The organism is Arthrobacter sp. 92 (assembly GCF_050260325.1).
In the GTDB taxonomy this organism is placed as follows: Bacteria; Actinomycetota; Actinomycetes; order Actinomycetales; family Micrococcaceae; genus Arthrobacter.
Genome location: NZ_CP189863.1, coordinates 576143 through 595534, shown reverse-complemented (window position 1 = coordinate 595534; position 19392 = coordinate 576143). Strand labels below are relative to the sequence as shown.

Annotated in this window: 22 protein-coding genes and 3 tRNA genes; 7 read left to right on the top strand and 18 right to left on the bottom strand. The window is 66.1% G+C overall.

Features of this window, described 5'->3' with window-relative positions; genetic code table 11:
• Nucleotides 1–46: 46 nt before the first annotated feature.
• From ACP4XC_RS02790 to ACP4XC_RS02770, 5 genes are all read right to left on the bottom strand, one after another.
• Complete coding sequence (locus tag ACP4XC_RS02790) at nt 47–1117, bottom strand: LacI family DNA-binding transcriptional regulator (protein WP_427173373.1); 1071 nt, start codon at nt 1115–1117, stop codon at nt 47–49.
• 81 nt (nt 1118–1198) lie between these two features.
• Nucleotides 1199–1444, bottom strand: a complete 246-nt coding sequence (locus tag ACP4XC_RS02785) for a hypothetical protein (RefSeq protein ID WP_427174989.1) — start codon at nt 1442–1444, stop codon at nt 1199–1201.
• Between the two features lie 50 nt (nt 1445–1494).
• On the bottom strand, nt 1495–2388 hold the full coding sequence (locus tag ACP4XC_RS02780) for a carbohydrate ABC transporter permease (protein WP_427173371.1): 894 nt from the start codon (nt 2386–2388) through the stop codon (nt 1495–1497).
• Nucleotides 2385–3419, bottom strand: coding sequence for a carbohydrate ABC transporter permease (locus ACP4XC_RS02775; RefSeq protein ID WP_427173370.1), 1035 nt, complete (start codon nt 3417–3419; stop codon nt 2385–2387). The genes ACP4XC_RS02780 and ACP4XC_RS02775 overlap by 4 nt, the downstream gene beginning before the upstream one ends.
• Before the next feature lie 10 nt (nt 3420–3429).
• Nucleotides 3430–4719, bottom strand: coding sequence for an ABC transporter substrate-binding protein (locus ACP4XC_RS02770; RefSeq protein ID WP_427173369.1), 1290 nt, complete (start codon nt 4717–4719; stop codon nt 3430–3432).
• Between the two features lie 237 nt (nt 4720–4956).
• Here ACP4XC_RS02770 and ACP4XC_RS02765 point away from each other — a divergent pair, with 237 nt between their 5' ends.
• Complete coding sequence (locus ACP4XC_RS02765; RefSeq protein ID WP_427174988.1) at nt 4957–6675, top strand: glycoside hydrolase family 13 protein; 1719 nt, start codon at nt 4957–4959, stop codon at nt 6673–6675.
• Between the two features lie 61 nt (nt 6676–6736).
• Here the strand turns inward: ACP4XC_RS02765 and ACP4XC_RS02760 are convergent, their stop codons facing one another.
• From ACP4XC_RS02760 to ACP4XC_RS02715, 10 genes are all read right to left on the bottom strand, one after another.
• A complete protein-coding gene (locus ACP4XC_RS02760; RefSeq protein WP_427173368.1) occupies nt 6737–7348 on the bottom strand; it encodes a hypothetical protein in 612 nt (203 codons plus the stop codon).
• A complete protein-coding gene (locus ACP4XC_RS02755; protein ID WP_427174987.1) occupies nt 7345–7908 on the bottom strand; it encodes a hypothetical protein in 564 nt (187 codons plus the stop codon). Before ACP4XC_RS02755 ends, ACP4XC_RS02760 begins: the two co-directional genes overlap by 4 nt.
• Nucleotides 7909–8090: 182 nt before the next feature.
• A complete protein-coding gene (locus ACP4XC_RS02750; protein WP_427173367.1) occupies nt 8091–8474 on the bottom strand; it encodes a hypothetical protein in 384 nt (127 codons plus the stop codon).
• Nucleotides 8471–8662 carry a hypothetical protein gene (locus ACP4XC_RS02745; RefSeq protein WP_427173366.1) on the bottom strand — a complete coding sequence of 64 codons (192 nt, stop codon included), beginning with the start codon at nt 8660–8662 and terminating at the stop codon, nt 8471–8473. The genes ACP4XC_RS02750 and ACP4XC_RS02745 overlap by 4 nt, the downstream gene beginning before the upstream one ends.
• Nucleotides 8659–9138, bottom strand: coding sequence for an Asp23/Gls24 family envelope stress response protein (locus ACP4XC_RS02740; RefSeq protein ID WP_427173365.1), 480 nt, complete (start codon nt 9136–9138; stop codon nt 8659–8661). Before ACP4XC_RS02740 ends, ACP4XC_RS02745 begins: the two co-directional genes overlap by 4 nt.
• A gap of 176 nt (nt 9139–9314) precedes the next feature.
• Entirely contained in the window at nt 9315–9764 is a 450-nt protein-coding gene (locus tag ACP4XC_RS02735) for a hypothetical protein (protein WP_427173364.1), read from the bottom strand.
• A gap of 111 nt (nt 9765–9875) precedes the next feature.
• Nucleotides 9876–10337, bottom strand: a complete 462-nt coding sequence (locus ACP4XC_RS02730) for a universal stress protein (RefSeq protein WP_427173363.1) — start codon at nt 10335–10337, stop codon at nt 9876–9878.
• Nucleotides 10338–10490: 153 nt separating this feature from the next.
• Nucleotides 10491–10566: transfer RNA gene (locus ACP4XC_RS02725), tRNA-Phe, on the bottom strand.
• A 48-nt stretch (nt 10567–10614) separates the two neighbouring features.
• Nucleotides 10615–10688, bottom strand: a tRNA-Asp gene (locus ACP4XC_RS02720).
• A gap of 95 nt (nt 10689–10783) precedes the next feature.
• Nucleotides 10784–10856: transfer RNA gene (locus ACP4XC_RS02715), tRNA-Glu, on the bottom strand.
• A gap of 230 nt (nt 10857–11086) precedes the next feature.
• Here ACP4XC_RS02715 and ACP4XC_RS02710 point away from each other — a divergent pair.
• Nucleotides 11087–12106, top strand: a complete 1020-nt coding sequence (locus ACP4XC_RS02710; RefSeq protein WP_427173362.1) for a PHP domain-containing protein — start codon at nt 11087–11089, stop codon at nt 12104–12106.
• A 15-nt stretch (nt 12107–12121) separates the two neighbouring features.
• On the opposite strand, the gene ACP4XC_RS02705 is transcribed toward ACP4XC_RS02710, so the two are convergent.
• The 3 genes from ACP4XC_RS02705 to ACP4XC_RS02695 all read right to left on the bottom strand — a co-directional run bounded on the left by ACP4XC_RS02705 (nt 12122) and on the right by ACP4XC_RS02695 (nt 14088).
• The gene (locus ACP4XC_RS02705) at nt 12122–12724 is read right to left on the bottom strand and encodes a methyltransferase family protein (protein ID WP_427173361.1); all 603 of its coding nucleotides are present in this window, start codon (nt 12722–12724) and stop codon (nt 12122–12124) included.
• Nucleotides 12725–12775: 51 nt separating this feature from the next.
• Nucleotides 12776–13399, bottom strand: a complete 624-nt coding sequence (locus ACP4XC_RS02700; protein WP_427173360.1) for an FMN-binding negative transcriptional regulator — start codon at nt 13397–13399, stop codon at nt 12776–12778.
• 86 nt (nt 13400–13485) lie between these two features.
• A complete protein-coding gene (locus ACP4XC_RS02695; RefSeq protein ID WP_427173359.1) occupies nt 13486–14088 on the bottom strand; it encodes a LysE/ArgO family amino acid transporter in 603 nt (200 codons plus the stop codon).
• A 68-nt stretch (nt 14089–14156) separates the two neighbouring features.
• Here ACP4XC_RS02695 and ACP4XC_RS02690 point away from each other — a divergent pair, with 68 nt between their 5' ends.
• The 5 genes from ACP4XC_RS02690 (at nt 14157) to ACP4XC_RS02670 (ending at nt 19351) form a co-directional block, all read left to right on the top strand.
• On the top strand, nt 14157–15038 hold the full coding sequence (locus ACP4XC_RS02690; RefSeq protein ID WP_427173358.1) for an ArgP/LysG family DNA-binding transcriptional regulator: 882 nt from the start codon (nt 14157–14159) through the stop codon (nt 15036–15038).
• 149 nt (nt 15039–15187) lie between these two features.
• Nucleotides 15188–16126 carry a DMT family transporter gene (locus ACP4XC_RS02685; RefSeq protein ID WP_427173357.1) on the top strand — a complete coding sequence of 313 codons (939 nt, stop codon included), beginning with the start codon at nt 15188–15190 and terminating at the stop codon, nt 16124–16126.
• A gap of 21 nt (nt 16127–16147) precedes the next feature.
• Nucleotides 16148–16621, top strand: coding sequence for a metallopeptidase family protein (locus ACP4XC_RS02680; RefSeq protein ID WP_427173356.1), 474 nt, complete (start codon nt 16148–16150; stop codon nt 16619–16621).
• A 98-nt stretch (nt 16622–16719) separates the two neighbouring features.
• Nucleotides 16720–17652: a cation diffusion facilitator family transporter gene (locus ACP4XC_RS02675; RefSeq protein WP_427173355.1), complete on the top strand. Its 933-nt coding sequence runs from the start codon at nt 16720–16722 to the stop codon at nt 17650–17652.
• Nucleotides 17653–17914: 262 nt separating this feature from the next.
• Nucleotides 17915–19351: a C40 family peptidase gene (locus tag ACP4XC_RS02670; protein WP_427173354.1), complete on the top strand. Its 1437-nt coding sequence runs from the start codon at nt 17915–17917 to the stop codon at nt 19349–19351.
• The last annotated feature ends 41 nt before the right edge of the window (nt 19352–19392 follow it).

Below are 19392 nucleotides of genomic sequence, written 5' to 3'. Positions count from 1 at the left end.
CTTTTTGGAACAAAGCGTCCCGGCCGGCCACAAACAGGGAATCGGCCTACCGGGCCGGCTCCTCCCCGGGCCGCGGCGGCGCCGTCGTTCTCCTGACGATGAGCTGATGCGGTGCTACAACCGAGCGCACGGCACCCAGATGTCCGTCCAGTTCATCCAACAACATCTTGGTGGCCGTCTCAGCCTGCTCGTCGGGCCTCTGGCTGACCGTGGTCAGCCCCATCGGGCCGGAAAAATCGTGGTCGTCGATCCCGATCACGGACAGGTCATCGGGGATGCGGACGCCCCGGCGGTTCGCCTCGAAGACAACGCCCATGGCCATCTCGTCAGAGGCGCAGAAGATCGCGGTCGGCTTTGGTCCGGGTTGGTCCCAGAGTCTGCTGAACGCCTCCTGGCCGCTGTGCACGGTGAAGTCCCCCCACTCGTCCCACTCCGGCCGGACAGTGAGCCCCGCTTCGGCCATGACTTCCTGGAACGCTTGGATCCGGACGCGCGGGACGTCGAAATTGAGGTCCGTTTCGTCGTCGCCGTGGAGCAGGGCAATGTCCTTATGACCTAGCCCGATGAGATGCCGCACCGCGGTGGAGGCGGCGGCGTAGTCGTCGATCCCGATGTACGCGCACTCCTCGACGTGGCCCCCCACCACCACCAGGGGGATATCGAGCTTCTGAAGGTGTTCAATTTCCTCATGGCTCAGGGCCATACAGAGCACCAGCAGGGCGTCGATCTGCTTGTAAACCATGGTCTTGCTGAACAGCCGCTCACGGTGGCTGCCGTGCCCGCCAAGATTGAACAGGGACAGGTTGTACTGGCGGGCGTGCAGTTCGCGGTCGGCTCCCTCGATTGCCTTGGAGAAGAACCACCGGCTGACAAAGGGCGCCAGCACCCCAATGGTCCGGGTCCGCCCGGTGGCCAGGCCGGACGCCGAGGAGGAGGCCACGTAGCCCAGGGAATCGGCGATTTCCAGGATCTTTGCCCTAGTGCTCGGTGAAACCCTGGGCAAACCACGGACGGCCCGGGATACCGTGGCCGTGGAAACCCCGGCGGCGGCGGCAACATCTTCAATACTCACACCGGAGTGTCCGCCCCGTTGAGCCCTTTCAGGTGTCTTCGCCACTGTGTCCCCTCGTCGGCTGTCCGCGGACGTGCGCTAGCCTGCCTCCCCAGCAGCCATAAACCATTCCAACTCGCCCCGCCCTCAGCTGTGCCGGGTGGCGGTCCGTGCGGGCAGCCGTCGCCGGAGCCGCACCATTCCATAAAGCGCGAGCAGTGCGCCGAGCAGGCCAAGCGCCCATCCAAGCGCCGGCTGCGCGGTGACTTCCATCCATACTGTGACCACCAGCAGCACCACGGCCCAGAACCCCAGGAATCCGATGATGATGTCGAAATCCTCGGCGGACCGCACCCGGCGGTGCTCCACGCGGACCTCGCCGGGTTTAGGCACGCCGGGTGCGTTGGTGGTCGGGGCGTGGTCCCCCGGCACGGCCGAGGGTGTCACTTGACCGCACCCGCTGTCAGTCCGGCCACGATCTTGCGCTGGAACACGAGCACCAGGATCACCAAGGGAATGGTGACGATGGTGCCGGCAGCCATGATGGCCGTGTACGGGATCTGGTTCGGCTGTGCCCCGGCAAAGCTGGCAATGGCCACCGTGACCGGCTGCGTCTTGTCGCTGGAGAGCTGGCTGGCGATAAGGAATTCGTTCCAGGAGGAAATGAACGCCAGGATCGCCGTGGTGAAGATCGCCGGCGCCGCCAAAGGCATGATCACCTTCCGGAACGCCTGTCCCTGGGTGCAGCCATCCACACGCGCCGACTCTTCCAGCTCCCACGGCATTTCGCGGAAGAAGGACGTCATGGTGTAGACGGTCAGCGGCAGCACGAAGGAGATATTGGGAATGATCAGCGCCTGATATGTGCCGATCCAGTGGATGCTGGTGAACAACTGGAACAGCGGCGTGATGAGGGCGACGCCGGGGAACATCGATGCTCCCAGGATGAAGCCGAGCACCAGGTACTTGAACCGGAAGTTGAGCCGGGCCAGCGCGTACGCGGCGAACACGCCGATCAGCAGCGACACGAGGGTAACCACACCACCGATGAACACGCTGTTGAGCAGTGCCTGGCCGAAGTGGTTGCCAAAGGAAGTGTCGAACGCTGTTTTGAAGTTGTCCAGCGTGATGTGGCTGGGCAACACCGAGGTGTCGTACGTGAAGCCGACCTCACGGAAGGCTGTCACCACCATCCAGTAGGCGGGAGCCAGGCACCAGATGAGGATCACCGCTGCGCTGACATAGGTCCGGCCCTGCGCCCACTTTTCCCTGTTCTGCGCTGCCCTGCGGCCGCGGTCCTGCTGCGTGCGGAGGGTCGTGGCTGTGGCGGTGGTCATTTCTTCCCCTTACCGGTTGCTCCGCTTTGTTCCACCACGTTGGCGCCCAGGAAGCGGACAAAGATGAAGGCGACAAGGAAGATGATGATGAACGTGATGGTGGACAGAGCCGCCGCCGCGTTGAACCCTTGCCTGATCTGGTTGATCACCAGGATGGAGAGCGTGGTGGTGTTGTTCGCGCCGCCCGTCAGGATGTACGGAAGGTCGAACATGCGCAGGGCATCCAGGGTGCGGAACAGGATGGCCACCATCAGCGCGGGCTTCACCAGCGGCAGGGTGATCAGACGGAACCTCTGCCAGGCGGTTGCCCCGTCCACCTTCGCTGCCTCGTAGACCTCCGCGGGAATCATCTGGAGGCCGGCCAGGATGAGCAGCGCCATAAACGGCGTGGTCTTCCAGGTGTCGGCGATGATGACGGCCCACTTCGCCGGCCATTCGCTACCCGTCCACAGGATGGTGGTGTTGAACAGCTTGTTGGCGATGCCTTCGAAGGCGAAGATGAACAGCCACAGCTTGGCGGTGACAGCGGTGGGGATGGCCCACGGCACCAGCACTGCCGCGCGGACCAGGCTGCGTCCCTTGAATTCCCGGGCCATGATCATGGCCATCCAGAATCCGAGGACAGTTTCAAACGCCACCGTGACCACCGTGAAGAAGAACGTGGTGGCAGTGGCGGACCAGAACTGGGCACCAAGGGTGCCCGGGGGGCATGCCACTGTGCCGCCGCCCGCAGCCGAACACTGCTGGGCGAGCCAGTTGACATAGTTCTGGACACCGGCTGCCCCGCCGGCCGTGAAGAGGCCGGTGGCGGGATCGAGCCCTGCGTCCTTCTGGAAGGACATGATGATGGCGCTGATGATCGGGTAAACGATCACGATTGCCAGCGCGATGATGGTGGGGGCAAGGAGCCACGAGGCCCATTTGCCTTGGCTGAGGATCTTGTTGTCCTCGCCAACCCCCTTGGGTGCGTGGTGAAGCGGGGTACCGCCCGACGCCGGCTTTACCGGCGTCGGGCCCAATTCGGTTGCCATGGCTGGACTACTATCCCGCGCTAGCGGATTCGATGGACTTCTGCATGTCAGACAGTGCCGTGTCCACGGGCTTCTCGCCCTTGATGGCCGCGTAGGCGTTCTCCTGGATCGCCTTGGTGACTGCAGGGTAGTAAGGCGTCACGGGACGCGGAACGGCGTGCTCGATAGACGTCTTCAGGACGGGCAGGTACGGAAGCTTGGCCACCAGGTCCTTGTCGTCGTAGAGGCTGGTCAGCACCGGGGCCAGTGAGCCCTGCGTGGCGAAGAACTTCTGGTTCTCAGCGGAGGTCAGGAACTTCAGGAAGTCCAGGGATGTGGCCTTGTACTTGGAGTAGACGCTGACCGCGGCGTTGTGACCACCGAGCGAGGAGGCACCGGGGCCGTCCTTACCCGGAAGGGCAGCCATACCCAGCGTGTCCTTGACCTTTGAGGAACCTTCCGTGGTGGCGAGGTTGTAGACGTACGGCCAGTTCCGCAGGAACAGGAGCTTGCCGTCCTGGAACGCCTGACGGCTTTCCTCTTCCTTGTACGTGATGGCTTCCTTGGGAATGTTGCCGTCCGCGTAGGCCTTGGCCAGGTTGCCCAGTCCCGCCTTGGCGGCGTCTGTGGTCAGGCTCGGCTTGCCGTCCTTGTCCAGCACGGAGCCGCCGGCGGAGTTGATGGCCTCGGAAGCGTTGACGGTGAGGCCCTCATACTTCGAGAACTGGCCCGCGTAGCAGCCGATGTTGTTGCTCTTGGCGATGGAGCACATGCTCATCATCTCGTCCCAGGTTTTGGGAGGAGTGGGCACCAGGTCCTTGCGGTAGTAGAGGATGCCGCCGTCGGAGGATACCGGTGCCGCGTACAGGTTGCCCTTGTACGACGCTCCATCCACGGTGGGCTTGAGCATGGTGCTGGTGTCAACCGCCATCTTGTCCTTGAGGGGCTGCAGCCAGCCCTTGGCCGCGAACTCGGCGGTCCAGACCAGGTCCACGCTCATCACGTCGTAGCTGGCGTTCTTGGCCTGGAAGTTCTGGACCAGGTCATCGTGCTGCTGGTCCGCGCTGTCCGTCTGCTCCTTGAAGGTGACCTTCTCGTTCGGGTGGGCCGCGTTCCACTTGTCGACCAGCGGGCGGACAACGTTGCTGTTGTCCTTGCCCTGGACGTAGGTGATGGGTCCTCGGCCGTCCAGCCCTTGCTCGGCGTCGCTGCCTCCGCCGCCGCCGCCGCTTGAGGTGCCTCCACCGCCACCACAGGCGGAGAGGGTGAGTGCCAGGACACCGGCTGTGGCCACCGGCAGAAGGAACTTAGGGGTTTTCATAAAATGGGACTCCTCGCTGAGTTACAAGATAAATCGGCGGTGCAGTTGATGTGGTGACCATCACACTAGTAACGTTACGGTGAGAAATGCAAGCGTTTACACAGAAGATTTACCCAAAGGAGACCTGTGGCACTGACCCCCATCCCGACCCCCGGCTCATCTATAAAGGCCTGGTGGGCCAGCGCGGTGGTGTACCAGATCTACCCTCGTTCCTTTGCTGATGCCAATGGCGACGGAATGGGTGACATCCGCGGGGTGACGTCGCACATGGGCTATTTGAAGGCACTGGGGGTCGACGCTGTGTGGCTTTCCCCGTTCTACAAGTCGCCCCAGGCTGACGCCGGCTACGACGTGGCCGATTACCGCGAGGTGGACCCCTTGTTCGGCACGTTGGCGGACTTCGACGAGATGTTGCAGAAAGCTCACCACGAGGGAATCAAGGTAATCGTGGATCTGGTCCCCAACCACACCTCTGACGAGCATGCGTGGTTCCAGGAAGCACTCGCCGCCGCTCCGGGCTCCCCGCAACGGGACCGGTACATGTTCCGCAGGGGGAAGGATGCCGTGCCCGGTTCCGGTGACGGCAAGCTGGCCCCGAACAACTGGAAATCCATCTTCGGCGGCCCGGCCTGGACCCGGACCGCCGGCCCCGACGGCGAGCCCGGCGACTGGTATCTCCACCTGTTCGACACCAAGCAGCCGGACCTGAATTGGGAGAATCCCGAGGTCCGGGAGGAGATGCGCTCGGTTCTGCGCTTCTGGCTGGACCGGGGCGTGGACGGTTTCCGGGTTGACGTGGCCCACGGGCTGGTCAAGGAAGCGGGCCTGCCGGATTGGGACGGCGCGGCTGCCATGGTGGAGGGGACCAGCGAGCTGCCCGGTGATGCCCGTGGCGGCCACACCGAGGCAGTGGAGCCCCACCGGGCGCACCCTGTTGCCAACGGCACGGGCGACGACGGTCATCAGGCCGTCTCGCCGCTGTACCCGCCGTCGCCCTTCTTCGATCAGGACGGCGTCCACGAGATCTACCGCGACTGGCACCGCGTCCTGTCCGAATACGACGGCGACCGCATGCTCGTGGCGGAAGCCTGGGTGGAACCTGCCGAACGGCTGGCCCGGTACATCCGCCACGACGAGATGCAGCAGGCGTTCAACTTCGATTTCCTCCTTGCGGGATGGAGTGCGGCCCGCACGGCCGCGGGCATCGAGGACTCCCTTCGCGCTGCCGCTTCAGTGGGCGCACCGTCCACGTGGGTGCTGAGCAACCACGACACCGTCCGGCACCCCACCCGGTTTGGACTGACGGACCCCACAACGTTCCCTAAGGGGATCGCCGCCGACGATGAGCAGCCTGACGCAGCCCTGGGACTCTCGCGCGCCCGGGCCGCCACCATGGTCTCGTTTGCCCTTCCGGGGTCCGCCTATATTTATCAAGGCGAGGAACTGGGCCTTCCGGAACACACCACCCTGCCAGCCGCTTCAAGGCAGGACCCCACCTTCTTCCGGACCAAGGGAGTGGAGCCCGGCCGTGACGGCTGCCGGGTTCCCCTTCCCTGGAAGTCCGGGGAGCCGGGTTATGGCTTCGGCGGAACCCCGTGGCTCCCCCAGCCGGACTCGTTCGGCGGCCTGGCCGCGGACGAGCAGGACGGCGTCGCGGGTTCCACCTTGGAGCTGTACCGCGCCGCGCTGTCGCTCCGGCGCAACCACGGGTTAGGTGCGGGCACGTTCCGCTGGGCCGGGGAGCACGCCCCCGAGGAGGGCGTCCTGGCCTTCCACAACCGGGACGTCCTGGTCCTGGCGAATATGGGCATGGCCGCGGTGGCGCTTCCCGAGGGCTACCGCGTTGCTCTCGCAAGCATGCCCGACGCGGTGGCCGGCCACGCCGGGCCCGGCGTGGGTGACAGCGGCGCACGGAAGCTTGCGCCCAACAGCGCCGTGTACCTGACGGCGGGCTAACAGGCTGCCGGGCTGAGGGCTGCCGGGCCGTTCGGCCCGGCAGGGGCCTTTGCCTCACGGACTAGCGGACGCGTTCGGCCCGGCTGAACCGCGAACGGGCACCAACGCCGATATGGATCAACACAGGAGTCCGTTTACCGACGACGGCGTCCAAGGCCTCCACCAGGGCCGAAGTATCGGCAGCGAGGACGTGAGGCGCCACGCCCTGCCGCGGCTGCAGCCGGATTTTCAGGGCAGGCTCGCCCCGGATTTCGTAGGTGGTCACGGAGGCGCCCGCCAGGTCCTGGCGGTCGGCCAAGGCTGCCCTCAGGGCCTGCCCGGCGACGGCGCCGCTGATCTGGACGTTTCCGGGATATCCGCCGGCGTCGTCCTCACTGACAATGAGGTTGGCGCGGCCCTTGCCCTGCTGGGCCGCCCACGCCACCATCAAGCCGACCACTAGGGCCAGCAGCAGGGTGATGACGACCCACAGCCAGCTGTCTTCCCGCCCCGGGAAACGGGTGTGCTGCAACACTTGGCTGGCCATGCTCCATCCGGAGGCAGACCAGGTGTGCCACCAGGTTCCCACTGCCGGGACGGTTGCGAGGAGGACGAGGAGCAATCCGATGACCATCAGCTTCAGCCCGAGGATCCCGAGCAGAATGCGGTTAAGGGTTCGAGGTGTGTTATTCATGCGCCGATCACTCCGGACGAGGCGAGGTTGACCCGGACCTCCGGCATGGGCGCAGGCGCCATGTGCAGCAGTTCCTCCTGCACGGCCGCCAGCACGGCACTTTCGCTCACCGGAATGCCCGAGGTGGGGCGCACATTAACCACTGCCTGCCGCTGCGAAACCACCACCATGACTTGTTCCTGGGTCACGTTCGCGGCGAGCCGGGCACGGCGTGCCAGCGCGGAGGCGATGACTTCATCGTCCACCACAACGCCTGCCCGGTGGTCGGGGAGGAGATGGCGGGCGCGGCGTCCTGGCAGCACGGCGTTGAGGAAAAAGAACAAGCCCGCCATCAGGGTTACCGCACCGATGGCGCCAAGCAACAGCGGCGGGATGCCTTGGGGCAGCGCGATGATTCGTTCGGCGGCGGTTTGCGGAGCTATGAGCCACGGAGGCTGGCCAATCGCCCGCACAGCCGACTCCAGAAGGGCGTAACCGCAAAAGAGAATCACCAGGGCGGCTGCAATTATGGAAACTCCGGCCCGCGAGAAAGTGGTTTCGCGAGCCAGAATCCGGCGCATGCTCGCGCCGTTCACGCCATCAACATCGTCCGGGTCCACGGCTGGCGCCCTGCCTCTGGCGCTGTGTGCCGGAAGGTGCGGACGGCCAGGGAGGTGGGGACCGGGAGAGGTGCCTGTGCCGGTGTTCCCAGCGGCGTCATTGGCAGCAGCATGGTCTTCGGCGTGGTTTTCAGTGGCGTGGTTCAACGCACCCTTCCCCCTTCACTAATGGCAACCCCGCTGATCCGGATATCCACCCGGCTGAGTTGCGCGCCGCTTAATTCGGTGACCCGGGTCAGGATTGTGGCCTTGGCCGCGACGGCGCGGTCCCAGATGGGTCCGCCAAATCCGGTCACACGCCCGGGGTCCCGCAGCACAGCGGCCAGCGAGGGTATCCGGATGGGGAGGACCAAGGACAATGCCAGCAGCCCGCCGTCGTCGGCCCATTCTGCCCGGACCTCGTGCGGCGGGACGCCCAGCGCCTCCGCGGCAGCGGTGCGCGCCAGGCTGGTCAGCGCCTGGGTACTAATACGGTTGTGGCCAGCCATCGCGGTGCCGCCGGCCACCGTCCCGGCCGTGGTGCTCATGACGACGAACGCCGGCCCGTGATGGCGTCGAGAACGCTGCGGAGGTCAAGTTTTCCTTCCGCGGCCCGGCCAAAGAGCGCACCGATCCCCATAAAGAGCAACGAGACCAGGAAGCCCCACACACCGAACTCGAAGGACATAAAGGCCACGAAAGCGCCAACTCCGATCCCCACAACAGTCATGCTCACTGGAGGGCCTCCCTTTCAGTCCGCTCAGTCCGGGCGTCCGCGGGCACGCCCGGCGCGCCGGGTTTTACCGGAGCCGGCACATAAACATCGTTGATCTCCACGTTGACCTCAATAACCTGGAGGCCAACCAGCTCTTCCACCGCGGCGTACACGGCTGTTCGGACCTGGTTTGCGAGGGCGTGCAGCGGCGTCCCGTAGACAGCGACGAGATTGATATCGACGGCGACCTGGGTCTCGCCCACCTCCGCGTGAACCCCGGCAGCATGATCGGAGCTTCCTACGGCATCCCGGATGGCGCCCAGTGCCCGCGAGGGCCCGGTTCCAAGTGAATAAACGCCCGGGACGGACCGGGCGGCGATGCCGGCAACCTTTGCCACCGCGGCTTCTGAAATGACGGTACGTCCGGCGCCGGCAACGAGCGCAGCACCCGGATGAGGCGATCCCCCCGGCGCGGGAGGTGTGTTCTGGTATTCCATCAGGCACTCCCTTCTCTTGAACACCACCCTAGTCCTTGCCTGCGACAAGAGGACGGACGCGGGAGAAAATCTGCTCAAGGACCGTGGGGAGATGCCGGCATGGAAAAATCTGTGCCGGCAGGGCAGGGCTTAGCCGCCCTGCCGGCACACCTGCCGCTTGCCCAGGGGCCGTCTGCTTACTTGCAGTTGGTGCTAAGCCACGCAGTCACCGGCGCCATGGCGTCCTGGAATTTTCCGCTGGAGTACACCGTCTGGTCACTCAGGCCGGCAATCGCGGTGTCCTTGAGCTTGGTGAAAGCGGCCTTGAGGGTGTCCGGCACACGCTCGGCGGTGCGGGCCAGCTCCGCCTTGTACTGTTCCAGCTCAGCGGTTTTTCCCTGGGCCGCGGACATGGGCAGCAGGGACGCGCCCGTTGCCTGCTGGGAAATGGCGGTGCATGCTTCCGCTGCGGTGGGGTATTCCCCAAATGGGCCGGAGGATTTGCTGGGGGTGGGAGTGGCGGAGGCGTCGGCGGTTTGGGAAGCGGACGACGACGGCGCGCTGCCTGCCTGTGGCGCGGAACATGCGCTCAGGGCCAGGGCGGCAAAGACGGCGGCGACGGTCAGAGGGCGTGAAAGGTTTTTCAAAGGTCACATTTCTGGTTGAGATTGCGCCGCCGGGCCTTTCGGGCCGCAACGGCATTGGCGTTCGTTCCCCGGCGTGCGAGTCTAGCCCGGATAGGGGGCCGGGTTCCAACCTCAGGCGGAAGTGGCTTCAGGCGCCTCTGGTTCGTGGATCACCAGAACGGGGCACGGGGCGTGCTCCGCGCACGCGGAGCTGACCGAACCGAGCAGGAGTCCGGCAAACCCGCCATGCCCCCGGGAACCCACCACCAGCATCTGGGCGCCACGGCTTTCCTCGATCAGCACATAGGCGGCATGTCCCATAACGGTGATGGTCTTCAGTCCTTGGGGTGGTTTGTCTCCGAACGCACGGGTGAGGGAATCCTGGAGAACCTCCCTCGCTGAGGCTTCCGGGTCCCAGGCCGGCGGGGGCGACCAGCCGAATCCCGTGTCGACGGGAAAATGCCATGCGGTGACCGCGGTAATTGTGGTATCCAGCGCGACGGCGAGCCGGGCCGCCCACTGCAGGGCCTTGACCGACAGCTCTGATCCGTCCACGCCGACGACGATCCCCGAAGCGTTCCTGCTCGGACTCATGCCTGAGGATAGCGCCGGCAGCGGCGCAAGGCATCGGGGCAAACGCCTCTACCGCCGGACGCCGCGGCGGCTGCGGTTGGCGTCTACGGTTGGCGGCTGCGGCTGGCGGTTAAAGAAGAAAAGCACCAGTTCCGAAGAACTGATGCTTCCCAGTGGTGGCTCCGACCGGCGTCGATCCGGTGACCTTTCGATTTTCAGTCGAACGCTCTACCAACTGAGCTACAGAGCCTAGGTGACGTGTCACCATGACAGCCGGAATTTCTTCTGGCAATCAGAGCGACCCTGACGGGACTTGAACCCGCGACCTCCGCCGTGACAGGGCGGCGCGCTAACCAACTGCGCTACAGGGCCATGCTTGTTTCTTGCTGCCTGCGGTATCGCTACCGCAATTTTTCAAGGCCTTTAGCCTACCAGACTTTCCCATCCGGTTTGACCACTTCCTTGCGTACCCCCAACGGGATTCGAACCCGTGCCGCCGCCGTGAAAGGGCGGTGTCCTAGGCCGCTAGACGATGGGGGCCAGAACTCAATTCGGCTCACTGAGGGCAAAAATAAAGGGCCGAAGCCTTTCGTTTTTGTCCTTTCGAGTTGCTCCGAACTGGACTATAAAACTATAAGGGCAGACCCCCGGAATAACCAAAATCGGGTTCCCCGGCCGCCGGCGCACCCACGGGCCGGCGTCGGCCACGTCTCGGGCATCTCCGGGGCATGTCCGGGCGTCCAGCCGCATTATGGGTGCAAGATGGACAGATGGATGCCGTTGCCGCCCTCAACGAGATTGCCTTCTGGCTCGAACGCGAGCTGGCCCCAACGTTCAAGGTGCAGGCATTCCGCAAGGCTGCCGCGACCATCGGGACCCTGACGCCGGACGAGCTGGCCGAGAGGGTCCGGAAGGGCCGGCTCAGGAGCATGAAGGGCATCGGCGACAGGACCTTCGAGGTAATCCGGCAGGCGGTCGACGGCACGGTCCCCGACTACCTCGAAGGTTTGCGGCAGCGTGGCAAGCAGCCCCTCGCGGACGGCGGAGCCGAATTGCACGCCGCCCTTCGCGGCGACCTTCACACTCACAGCGACTGGTCCGACGGCGGCTCACCCATCGAGCACATGGTGGATGCCGCGCGGGTGCTCGGCCGCGAGTACGTTGCCCTCACGGACCACTCCCCCACCCTCAAGATAGCCAACGGGCTCAGCGCCGAGCGCCTCGCGCAGCAGCTCGACGTCCTGGCCTCCATCAATGACGACGGCGGCCGCTTCCGTCTCCTGCGCGGCATCGAGGTGGACATCCTCGAAACCGGCGAATTGGACCAGTCCGCCGAGATGCTGGACCGCCTGGACATCGTGGTGGCAAGCGTCCACTCGAAACTCCGGTCCGACCGCGCCACCATGACCCGGCGGATGCTGGCCGCGATCAATGATCCCCACATGAACGTGCTGGGCCACTGCACCGGCCGCCTCCTGCAGGGGTCACGGGGAACACGCCCCGAGTCCGACTTCGACGCCCGGCAGGTGTTCGAGGCGTGCGCCGAGAACAGCGTGGCCGTGGAGATCAATTCCCGCCCCGAACGGCAGGATCCGCCCGACGAACTCATCCAGCTCGCCCTCGACGCAGGCTGCCTGTTCAGCATCGACAGCGACGCGCATGCGCCGGGCCAGCTCGACTTCCTCCAGTACGGGGCCGAGCGCGCGGCGCGGAACAACGTGCCCGCCGAGCGGATTGTCACCACCTGGCCGTTGGACAGGCTCCTGGAGTGGTCTGGCCGGGGACGGTAGGAGCCGGCCGCACCACTAGTGTGCCGAGCTGTCTCCGCCAGGGCTCCAGGGAGTCAAGCGGGGCAACCAGCGCGGGACATTGCTGCGGTAGGCCTGGTACTCGGCTCCGAAAGTCCGGGCCAGCGTGGGCTCCTCATAGAACCTGACGAAGGCTGTCACCGGAATGGCACCCAGGGCCACCGCAAGAAACAGCTTCGGCTGCCCCAGCAGCAGCCCTTGTCCCGTGACGGCGGAAGCGATGGCCACATACATCGGATTACGCACAAACCGGTAGAGCCCGCCCACCACCAGATGCTTCGGTGGCGCCATCGGAGCGGGCGTTCCCACGCCTTCAATGGCGAAGTGCACGAAGGAATTCGCCAGAGCGGCCGCCCCGGCACCGACCAGCACGGCCCCTGCGAGCTGAGCAGGCGCTCCTCCCGGGACCGGCTGGCGGAGGGTCCACCGCGTCAGCAGCCAGGGGACCAGGCCGGCGGCCGACAGGGGAGCGAGGGCGAAAACCGCCGTGCCAATGACGGCCCGCCGTTTCTCACTCCTGGAATCCACGGTTCTGGAGTCCACGGTTCTGGAGTCCGCGGTTCCGGAGTCCGCGGTGCTGGGATCTGCGAATGCGTCCATGCCGCCATTGTGCACCCCGGCCACTCCAGGCGTACATGCCTCGGGAATGGGTCATCGTGGCCGTGCCCGCTCCACGTCCGCGGCGGCGTCGGCCTCTCCCCTGGCCGACAACCCGGCCACCACACCGTCAATATCGGCCGAAGGCCGGTTCTGGCTAAGCTTCAGTTTCGCCTCGACCCGGGTAATAAGAAGTTCGACGCCGACAATCGCGCGCAGCTGACCGGCGACGTAGCGCTCGGGCGCGTCATCCACGGACCATGGCTGCTCCGACCCGGCTTCATGGACGTCCGTCAACCGCCGCACCAAGCCCTCGAGCCACGCTGGGTCGTCGTGGATGACCAGGTTGCCGTAGACGTGCGCGGCTGAATAGTTCCACGTGGGCACCACCCGCCCGTGCTCAGCCTTCGACGCGTACCAGTTGGGCGAGATGTAGGCGTCCGGGCGCTGGATAATCACCAGGGATTCACAGAGCGCAGGTTCTGACCACTGGGTGTTGTTGCGGGCCACGTGCCCCAGCAGGGCCCCGCGCTCGCCCGCCGCAGGGTCGTAGACGAAGGGCAGCAGGGTAGCCACGAGCCCGCGGGCCGTACTGGTGACAAGGTTTGCGGCGCCAGGGTGGTTCAGCAACTCCTGAACGGCTTCGGGGCCGGCTGCGAAATGAGCGGGAATATACATGGCACTTTCCTTTTTCTAGCCCTCTATCGGACAGTGTATTGCGATGCTTGCCGCGCCAGAACCAGCCGAGACAAACGCTGCCCGGCCTAGGTGAGCAGCAGCGCGGCGAGAGCGATCATGACCACGGCGATCCCGGCGTCGAGCACCCGCCAGGCGTTCCTGCGCTGAAACAGCGGCGTGAGGTAACGGGCACCGGCGCCGAGGGCCGAGAACCAGGCGATGCTCCCGATGCCCGCGCCAGCGGCAAACCACCACCGGCCGGTGTCCCCGTGCGTGCCAGCGAGGGATCCCAGCAGCAAAACGGTGTCAAGGTACACGTGCGGATTCAACCAGGTGAAGGCCAGGCACGTTCCCAGGACGGTTGCCCAGCTACCGCTCTTGCCGGTCCCGGCCTGGCCCATTTGTTCCCCACGGACGGCCCGCCGCGCGGCGAGCAACCCGTAGGCCAGCAGAAAAGCGGCTCCGACCCAGCGGATAACCACCACGGCTGCCGGCGCCCGGTCAATCAGCGCACCGACCCCGCCCACGCCCACAACAATGAGTGCCAGATCCGAGACCGCGCAGACCGCCACGACCATGGGCACATGGGATCGCAACAGGCCCTGCCGCAGGACGAATGCGTTCTGGGCGCCGATGGCGACAATGAGGGACAGGCCTGCCGAGAGGCCTGAGAGCAGGGGAAAGATCACCCTCCAACGTTAGGAGCGGCCCGATCATTAATCCAGTTAAAGATATTGCATTCACATAAGATGAGCTAATGATCGACATCCACCCGGAGCAAGCCCGCACGCTGGCTGCCATCGTCAAGCACGGAAGCTTCGACGCCGCCGCCAGCCACTTGTCCGTCACACCGTCGGCCGTCAGCCAGCGAATCCGGGCGCTCGAGGTTGCCGTTGGCCGCCCGGTCCTGAGCAGGGCGCGTCCGGTGGAGCTCACCGAGACCGGAGAGTCCGTGGTGCGCTTCGCCCGCCAACTCGAGCTGCTGACCGCCGACCTGGCGGAGGACCTGCAGCCGGACCAGCCCCTCGGACTGCCCTCCCTGGCACTGGTGATCAACAGCGATTCGCTGCACACCTGGGCGCTCAAGGGCTTGGCAGCGGTGGCCCACACCGCCCAACTGGAAATCCTTCGCGAGGACCAGGAGCATTCGCTGGACCTTCTCCGCAGCGGCGCCGCGGCAGGCGCCATCACCGCCACGGCGACGCCCATCCCCGGCTGTTTATCCCGCAGACTGGGGGTCATGCGCTACGTCCCGGTGTGCACGCCAACGTTCGCCCGCAAATGGCTCGACGACGGGGCAACCGCTGCGGCCCTGGCCGCGGCCCCCGTCATCATTTACGACCGAAAAGACGATTTACAGGACCGCTGGCTGCGGCGCCTGAGCCGCAAGCCGCTCCAGCCGCCGCGGCACTATGTTCCTGCCGCCCAGGAATTCGGCGATGCTGTCCGTTTGGGGATGGGATGGGGGATGATGCCCGAGATCGAAATCGGTGAGGACCTCCGGCGGGGGGCATTGCTGGCGCTGGCGCCGGGCGCCTTCGTGGACGTGACGCTGCACTGGCAGCAGTGGCGCCACGGCTCCGCCGCGCTGGACGAAATCGCCGCCGCCATCCAGCTGGCGGCAGGCGTGCTGCGGTAACGACCGGTTTAGGCGCTGTGAGTCGCCCCGGCGCGCCCACCAGGTAGGGCCGCACGTTCGAAAGGACGCCGTCAACTTTGGCAGGATCTCGACTAGACGTGGCCGATTTCCGCCAGCCCCGGACGCCGGTCCGGGGTTAGATTGGCTGCATGGCAACAACCGCCGAATCCGGCCCCCTGCAGTCCCCCGGCACCCACGAAGTGTCCGCGCAGACTGCCCGCACTCCCGTCAACAAGCTCGGCGTCGCCGCCGTCATCACCACCGTGGTGCTCTGGGCCTCCGCGTTCGTGGGCATCCGCTCGGTAGGGCCGCACTTCTCCCCCGGCTCCCTGACGCTGGGGCGGCTCGCGATCGCCGCCGTCGCACTGGGCCTTGTGGTGCTCCCCAAACTGCGGACGCTGCCCAAGGGGCGCGAGTGGTGGCCGATCCTCGCCTACGGGGTGATGTGGTTCGGCGGCTACAACGTTGCCCTCAACGCCGCGGAGCACCTGCTCGACGCCGGCACCAGCGCGCTACTGATCAACGTCAACCCCATCCTGATCGCGGTGATGGCCGGGGTGGTCCTCAAAGAAGGCTTCCCCCGCTGGTTGATCATCGGTAGCGCGGTGGCGTTCTCCGGTGTGGCGATCATCGCCTTGAGCTCCGGTCAACGCTCGACGGCGGATGTTGCCGGAGTTCTGCTCTGCCTGCTCGCAGCCGCCCTCGCCGCGGTGAGCGTCATCGTGCAGAAGCCGGTGCTGCGGAAGTTCCCCGCCGGGCAGGCCACCTGGTTCGGAATCGTGGTCGGCGCCCTCTGCTGCCTGCCCTTCAGCGGCCAATTGGTCACGGAACTTCAGGTGGCCCCGCTGCAGGCCACCCTGGGACTGGTCTACCTTGGCGTTTTCCCCACGGCGATCGCCTTCACCACGTGGGCCTACGCGCTGTCCCTGATCGATGCCGGGCGGTTGGCCGCCACCACCTATCTGGTGCCTGGCACCACGATCCTGATCTCCTGGCTGGTGCTCGGCGAGGTGCCGACCGTCTGGGGCCTTGTGGGCGGCGTTGTCTGCCTCGTGGGTGTGGGGCTGACCCGGCGCCGGTCCCGCTGATTCGGCGCTAGAGTTTCTGCTATGCCCGCCTCCCTCCCGCCAGGCCTGCCAATCAACCCGGACAGCCCGAGTGGCCCGGGCAACGCCCGGGACCGAGGCGCGAACGGCGTGGGCAAGGACCGCGCACCGTTTCCAATGTCCGAAGCCGACTTTGAAGCCGCAGTAAACGACGCCCTGGACCGTATCCCGCCGCACCTCGCCAAGACCATGAACAATGTGGCCATCTTCATCGACGACGACTACGTTCCACGGCCTGGGGATGACCCGGATACCGTCCTGTTGGGCCTTTACGAGGGCGTTCCGCTGACCGAGCGGGATTCGTGGTGGGACGCCGGCTCGCTGCCGGACCGTATCATCATCTACCGCCAGCCGATTCTGGACATCTGCACCTCCCGCGAGGAAGTGGTCCACGAGGTGGCGGTGACCGTGACCCACGAGATCGCCCACCACTTTGGCATCAGTGACGAACGCCTCCATGAACTCGGCTGGGGATAGCCCTACCCGCCCGGCGGCCGCAGGCGGCGCCGGTGCGGTACGCCTCGTTGACGCCGCCCTGCCTCATCCGGCAACCGCGCGGGACTAGCCTTGTAGGCATGGGACACGACCACAGCCACTCGCACGGCCTCTCGGCCTCCGCCACGGGCACTGCCAAGCACCGGAAACGACTGATCGCCGTCTTAGGCATCACCCTGGCCGTGGTCCTGATCCAGGTCGTTGGCGCCGCGGTGTCTGGTTCACTGGCACTGCTTGCCGACGCCGGCCACATGCTCTCCGATGCCGCAGGCGTGTCCATCGCGCTGCTGGCCGCCTGGATCGCCTCCCGGCCCGCCAGCGACCAGCGGACGTACGGCTACCAGCGGGCCGAGGTACTCGCCGCCCTGGCCAATGCACTGGTCCTCATTGTGATCTCAGTGGTCATTTTCACCGAAGCCCTCCGACGGCTTGGAGCGGCACCGGAAGTCCGGACGGATGTGATGCTCTACGCCGCGATCCTGGGCGCGGTGGCCAACCTGGTGTCCCTCCTGATCCTCCGCGGCGCCCAGAAGGAAAGCCTCAACGTGCGCGGCGCCTACCTCGAAGTGCTGGGCGACCTGCTGGGCTCTTTCGCCGTCATCGTGGCTGCTTTGGTAATCATCTTCACCGGATTCCACGCGGCGGACACCATCGCTTCGATCCTTATTGCGGTCATGATTCTTCCTCGCGCCTGGCACCTGCTCCGCGATGTAGTGGACGTCCTGCTGGAGGCCACGCCCAAGGGAGTGGAAGTCCAGATGATCCGCGAGCACATCCTGTCCGTGGCGGGCGTGGTGTCCGTGCACGACATCCACATCTGGACCATCACGTCCGGAGTGCCGGTCTTTTCCGCCCACGTGGTGGTGAAGGACGACGTATTGAGCGCGCGTGGCGCGGACCAGGTGCTGGACCGGCTCGCCTCCTGCCTGGGCTCGCACTTCGACACGGAACACTGCACATTCCAGTTGGAGCCCGCCAGCCATTCGGCGCACGAGGCCCACCAGCACGCCTGAGGGTTTCCGCACCTGATCCGTCCTTTTAGAAACCCCTTGGTGTGCCCCGCTGCTCCTTTTTTCGAGCCGCTTTTCGCGACACGCCGTCCGCCAGTGTGACTAAATGACATCCTTGTTGTTTATGTTATTCATGTGACCAGTGTTGCCAAAGTTGCGACCGGCACGTAGCCTCGTCTCTGCCGGGTGATCCGCAGAGGGGCCTTCCGTGTGAAACTTCCACACCCCTCGCTCATCCCGGCCCGAGTGCTGCGAGGTTTTACTGATGGGTTTAACGGGATCCGGCCGAAAAGCCGCCGTGCTGGGCGCCGCCGTCGTGCTGCTTGGAACGCTCGCCCTGCCCGCGCAGGCGACGCCCCTGGGGTCCACGGCCGCGACGGCCGTTCGCGCACCGGCGTCGCCCGAGATCCCGTCACCGGACGAGATTGCCGCTGCCAAGGCCAGTGAAAGCGCGACGGCGGATCAGGTCGCCAAGATCGACCACATCCTGGCGGACGCCGCCGCGGCCCAGGAGGCCAGCTTTGCCACCTCGATGCAGGCCAACAACGCCTACGGCGATGCTTTGGTGGCGCTCGGCATCCGGCGCGACGCTGCGGCCGTGGCCGCCGCGAAGGCGGCATCCGCCGACGTCGAACAGCAGAAGACCCGTAAGCAGATCGGCCAGCTGGCCGGGGATCTGTACCGCAACGGCGGCCTGAACCCCGAGCTCAGCACCTTCGTCGCAGGCAATGGCCAAGTCATGCAGCAGGCGGCCACCTTGGAAACCATTGCGGCGAGCCGCACCCGGGCGTTCGAGGGCGCCGAGAACGCCGCCTCGGCCGCCACGTCGCTGCGGGCAGCGGCCGAGGACGCCAACCGCGCCGCGGACGACGCCGCCAAGGAAGCGGAGGCCCGGAAGGCCGATGCCGAGAAGGCCAACGCGGCCCAGCTGAAGGCGGTGTCCGACGCGAAAACGCAGCGGACCATTCTGGTGGATCAGCTGGCCACCCTGAAGAACACCACGGTGGCGCTGGAATCGGCCCGGGTGGATGCCCTGGATCGCCAGCGGGAACAGGAACGGTTGGCCGCTGTGGCTGCCGCTGCCGTTGCCCAGGCTCCGCCCGTCCAGAACCAAGCTGCCGCCCAGGCGCCGGAGTCCGCCGGCGCGGCGGCTCCCCCGGCCGCACAGGCCGCTGCGGCCGGTCCGGCACCGCTGGCGCCCGCGCCCGCTGTTCCCGCTCCGGCCGCTCCGGCCCCGGTTCCCGCGCCCGTTGCTCCCGCGCCCGTTGCCGCCGCTCCGTCGCCGGTCCCGGCGCCCGCACCAGCCCCGGCGCCCGCACCGTCGCCGGACGGCTCGAACCAGACCGCCATTTCGGTGGCACTTGGCAAGGTAGGTTCGCCCTATTTCTACCAGTACGGCGGAACCGGGCCCCTTGGTTTCGACTGTTCGGGGCTGGTGCAGAACGCCTTCGCCGCAGCAGGGAAATACCTACCTCGCACGGCGGCGGAACAGTACGCGCAGGCACCCGTCCACCTGCCGCTCTCCCAGGCGCAGCCGGGAGACCTGCTGGTATGGGGATCGGCCCCGGGCTTCTACCACGTGGCCATTTATTTGGGCGGCGGCCGGGTGGTCCAGGCCCTCAACCCCGATGATGGCATTACCGTCACGGATGTGTCCCGGATGGCCGGAATGCAGCTCTACCCCTACGTGGCGCGCTACTAAGAGCTGGTCCGGAGGGAAGACCGGCAGGGCCTGGTTCCGGG

Coding starts and splice junctions, on each gene's coding strand:
- ACP4XC_RS02755 (WP_427174987.1), bottom strand. CDS start 7,908: ATGCGCCGGATTCTGGCTCGCGAAACCACTTTCTCGCGGGCCGGAGTT.
- ACP4XC_RS02680 (WP_427173356.1), top strand. CDS start 16,148: ATGCCCGCCTCCCTCCCGCCAGGCCTGCCAATCAACCCGGACAGCCCG.
- ACP4XC_RS02730 (WP_427173363.1), bottom strand. CDS start 10,337: ATGAGTCCGAGCAGGAACGCTTCGGGGATCGTCGTCGGCGTGGACGGA.
- ACP4XC_RS02765 (WP_427174988.1), top strand. CDS start 4,957: ATGGGTGACATCCGCGGGGTGACGTCGCACATGGGCTATTTGAAGGCA.
- ACP4XC_RS02710 (WP_427173362.1), top strand. CDS start 11,087: ATGGATGCCGTTGCCGCCCTCAACGAGATTGCCTTCTGGCTCGAACGC.
- ACP4XC_RS02750 (WP_427173367.1), bottom strand. CDS start 8,474: ATGAGCACCACGGCCGGGACGGTGGCCGGCGGCACCGCGATGGCTGGC.
- ACP4XC_RS02705 (WP_427173361.1), bottom strand. CDS start 12,724: ATGGACGCATTCGCAGATCCCAGCACCGCGGACTCCGGAACCGCGGAC.
- ACP4XC_RS02700 (WP_427173360.1), bottom strand. CDS start 13,399: ATGTATATTCCCGCTCATTTCGCAGCCGGCCCCGAAGCCGTTCAGGAG.
- ACP4XC_RS02685 (WP_427173357.1), top strand. CDS start 15,188: ATGGCAACAACCGCCGAATCCGGCCCCCTGCAGTCCCCCGGCACCCAC.
- ACP4XC_RS02670 (WP_427173354.1), top strand. CDS start 17,915: ATGGGTTTAACGGGATCCGGCCGAAAAGCCGCCGTGCTGGGCGCCGCC.
- ACP4XC_RS02740 (WP_427173365.1), bottom strand. CDS start 9,138: ATGGAATACCAGAACACACCTCCCGCGCCGGGGGGATCGCCTCATCCG.
- ACP4XC_RS02690 (WP_427173358.1), top strand. CDS start 14,157: ATGATCGACATCCACCCGGAGCAAGCCCGCACGCTGGCTGCCATCGTC.
- ACP4XC_RS02760 (WP_427173368.1), bottom strand. CDS start 7,348: ATGAATAACACACCTCGAACCCTTAACCGCATTCTGCTCGGGATCCTC.
- ACP4XC_RS02780 (WP_427173371.1), bottom strand. CDS start 2,388: ATGACCACCGCCACAGCCACGACCCTCCGCACGCAGCAGGACCGCGGC.
- ACP4XC_RS02675 (WP_427173355.1), top strand. CDS start 16,720: ATGGGACACGACCACAGCCACTCGCACGGCCTCTCGGCCTCCGCCACG.
- ACP4XC_RS02770 (WP_427173369.1), bottom strand. CDS start 4,719: ATGAAAACCCCTAAGTTCCTTCTGCCGGTGGCCACAGCCGGTGTCCTG.
- ACP4XC_RS02775 (WP_427173370.1), bottom strand. CDS start 3,419: ATGGCAACCGAATTGGGCCCGACGCCGGTAAAGCCGGCGTCGGGCGGT.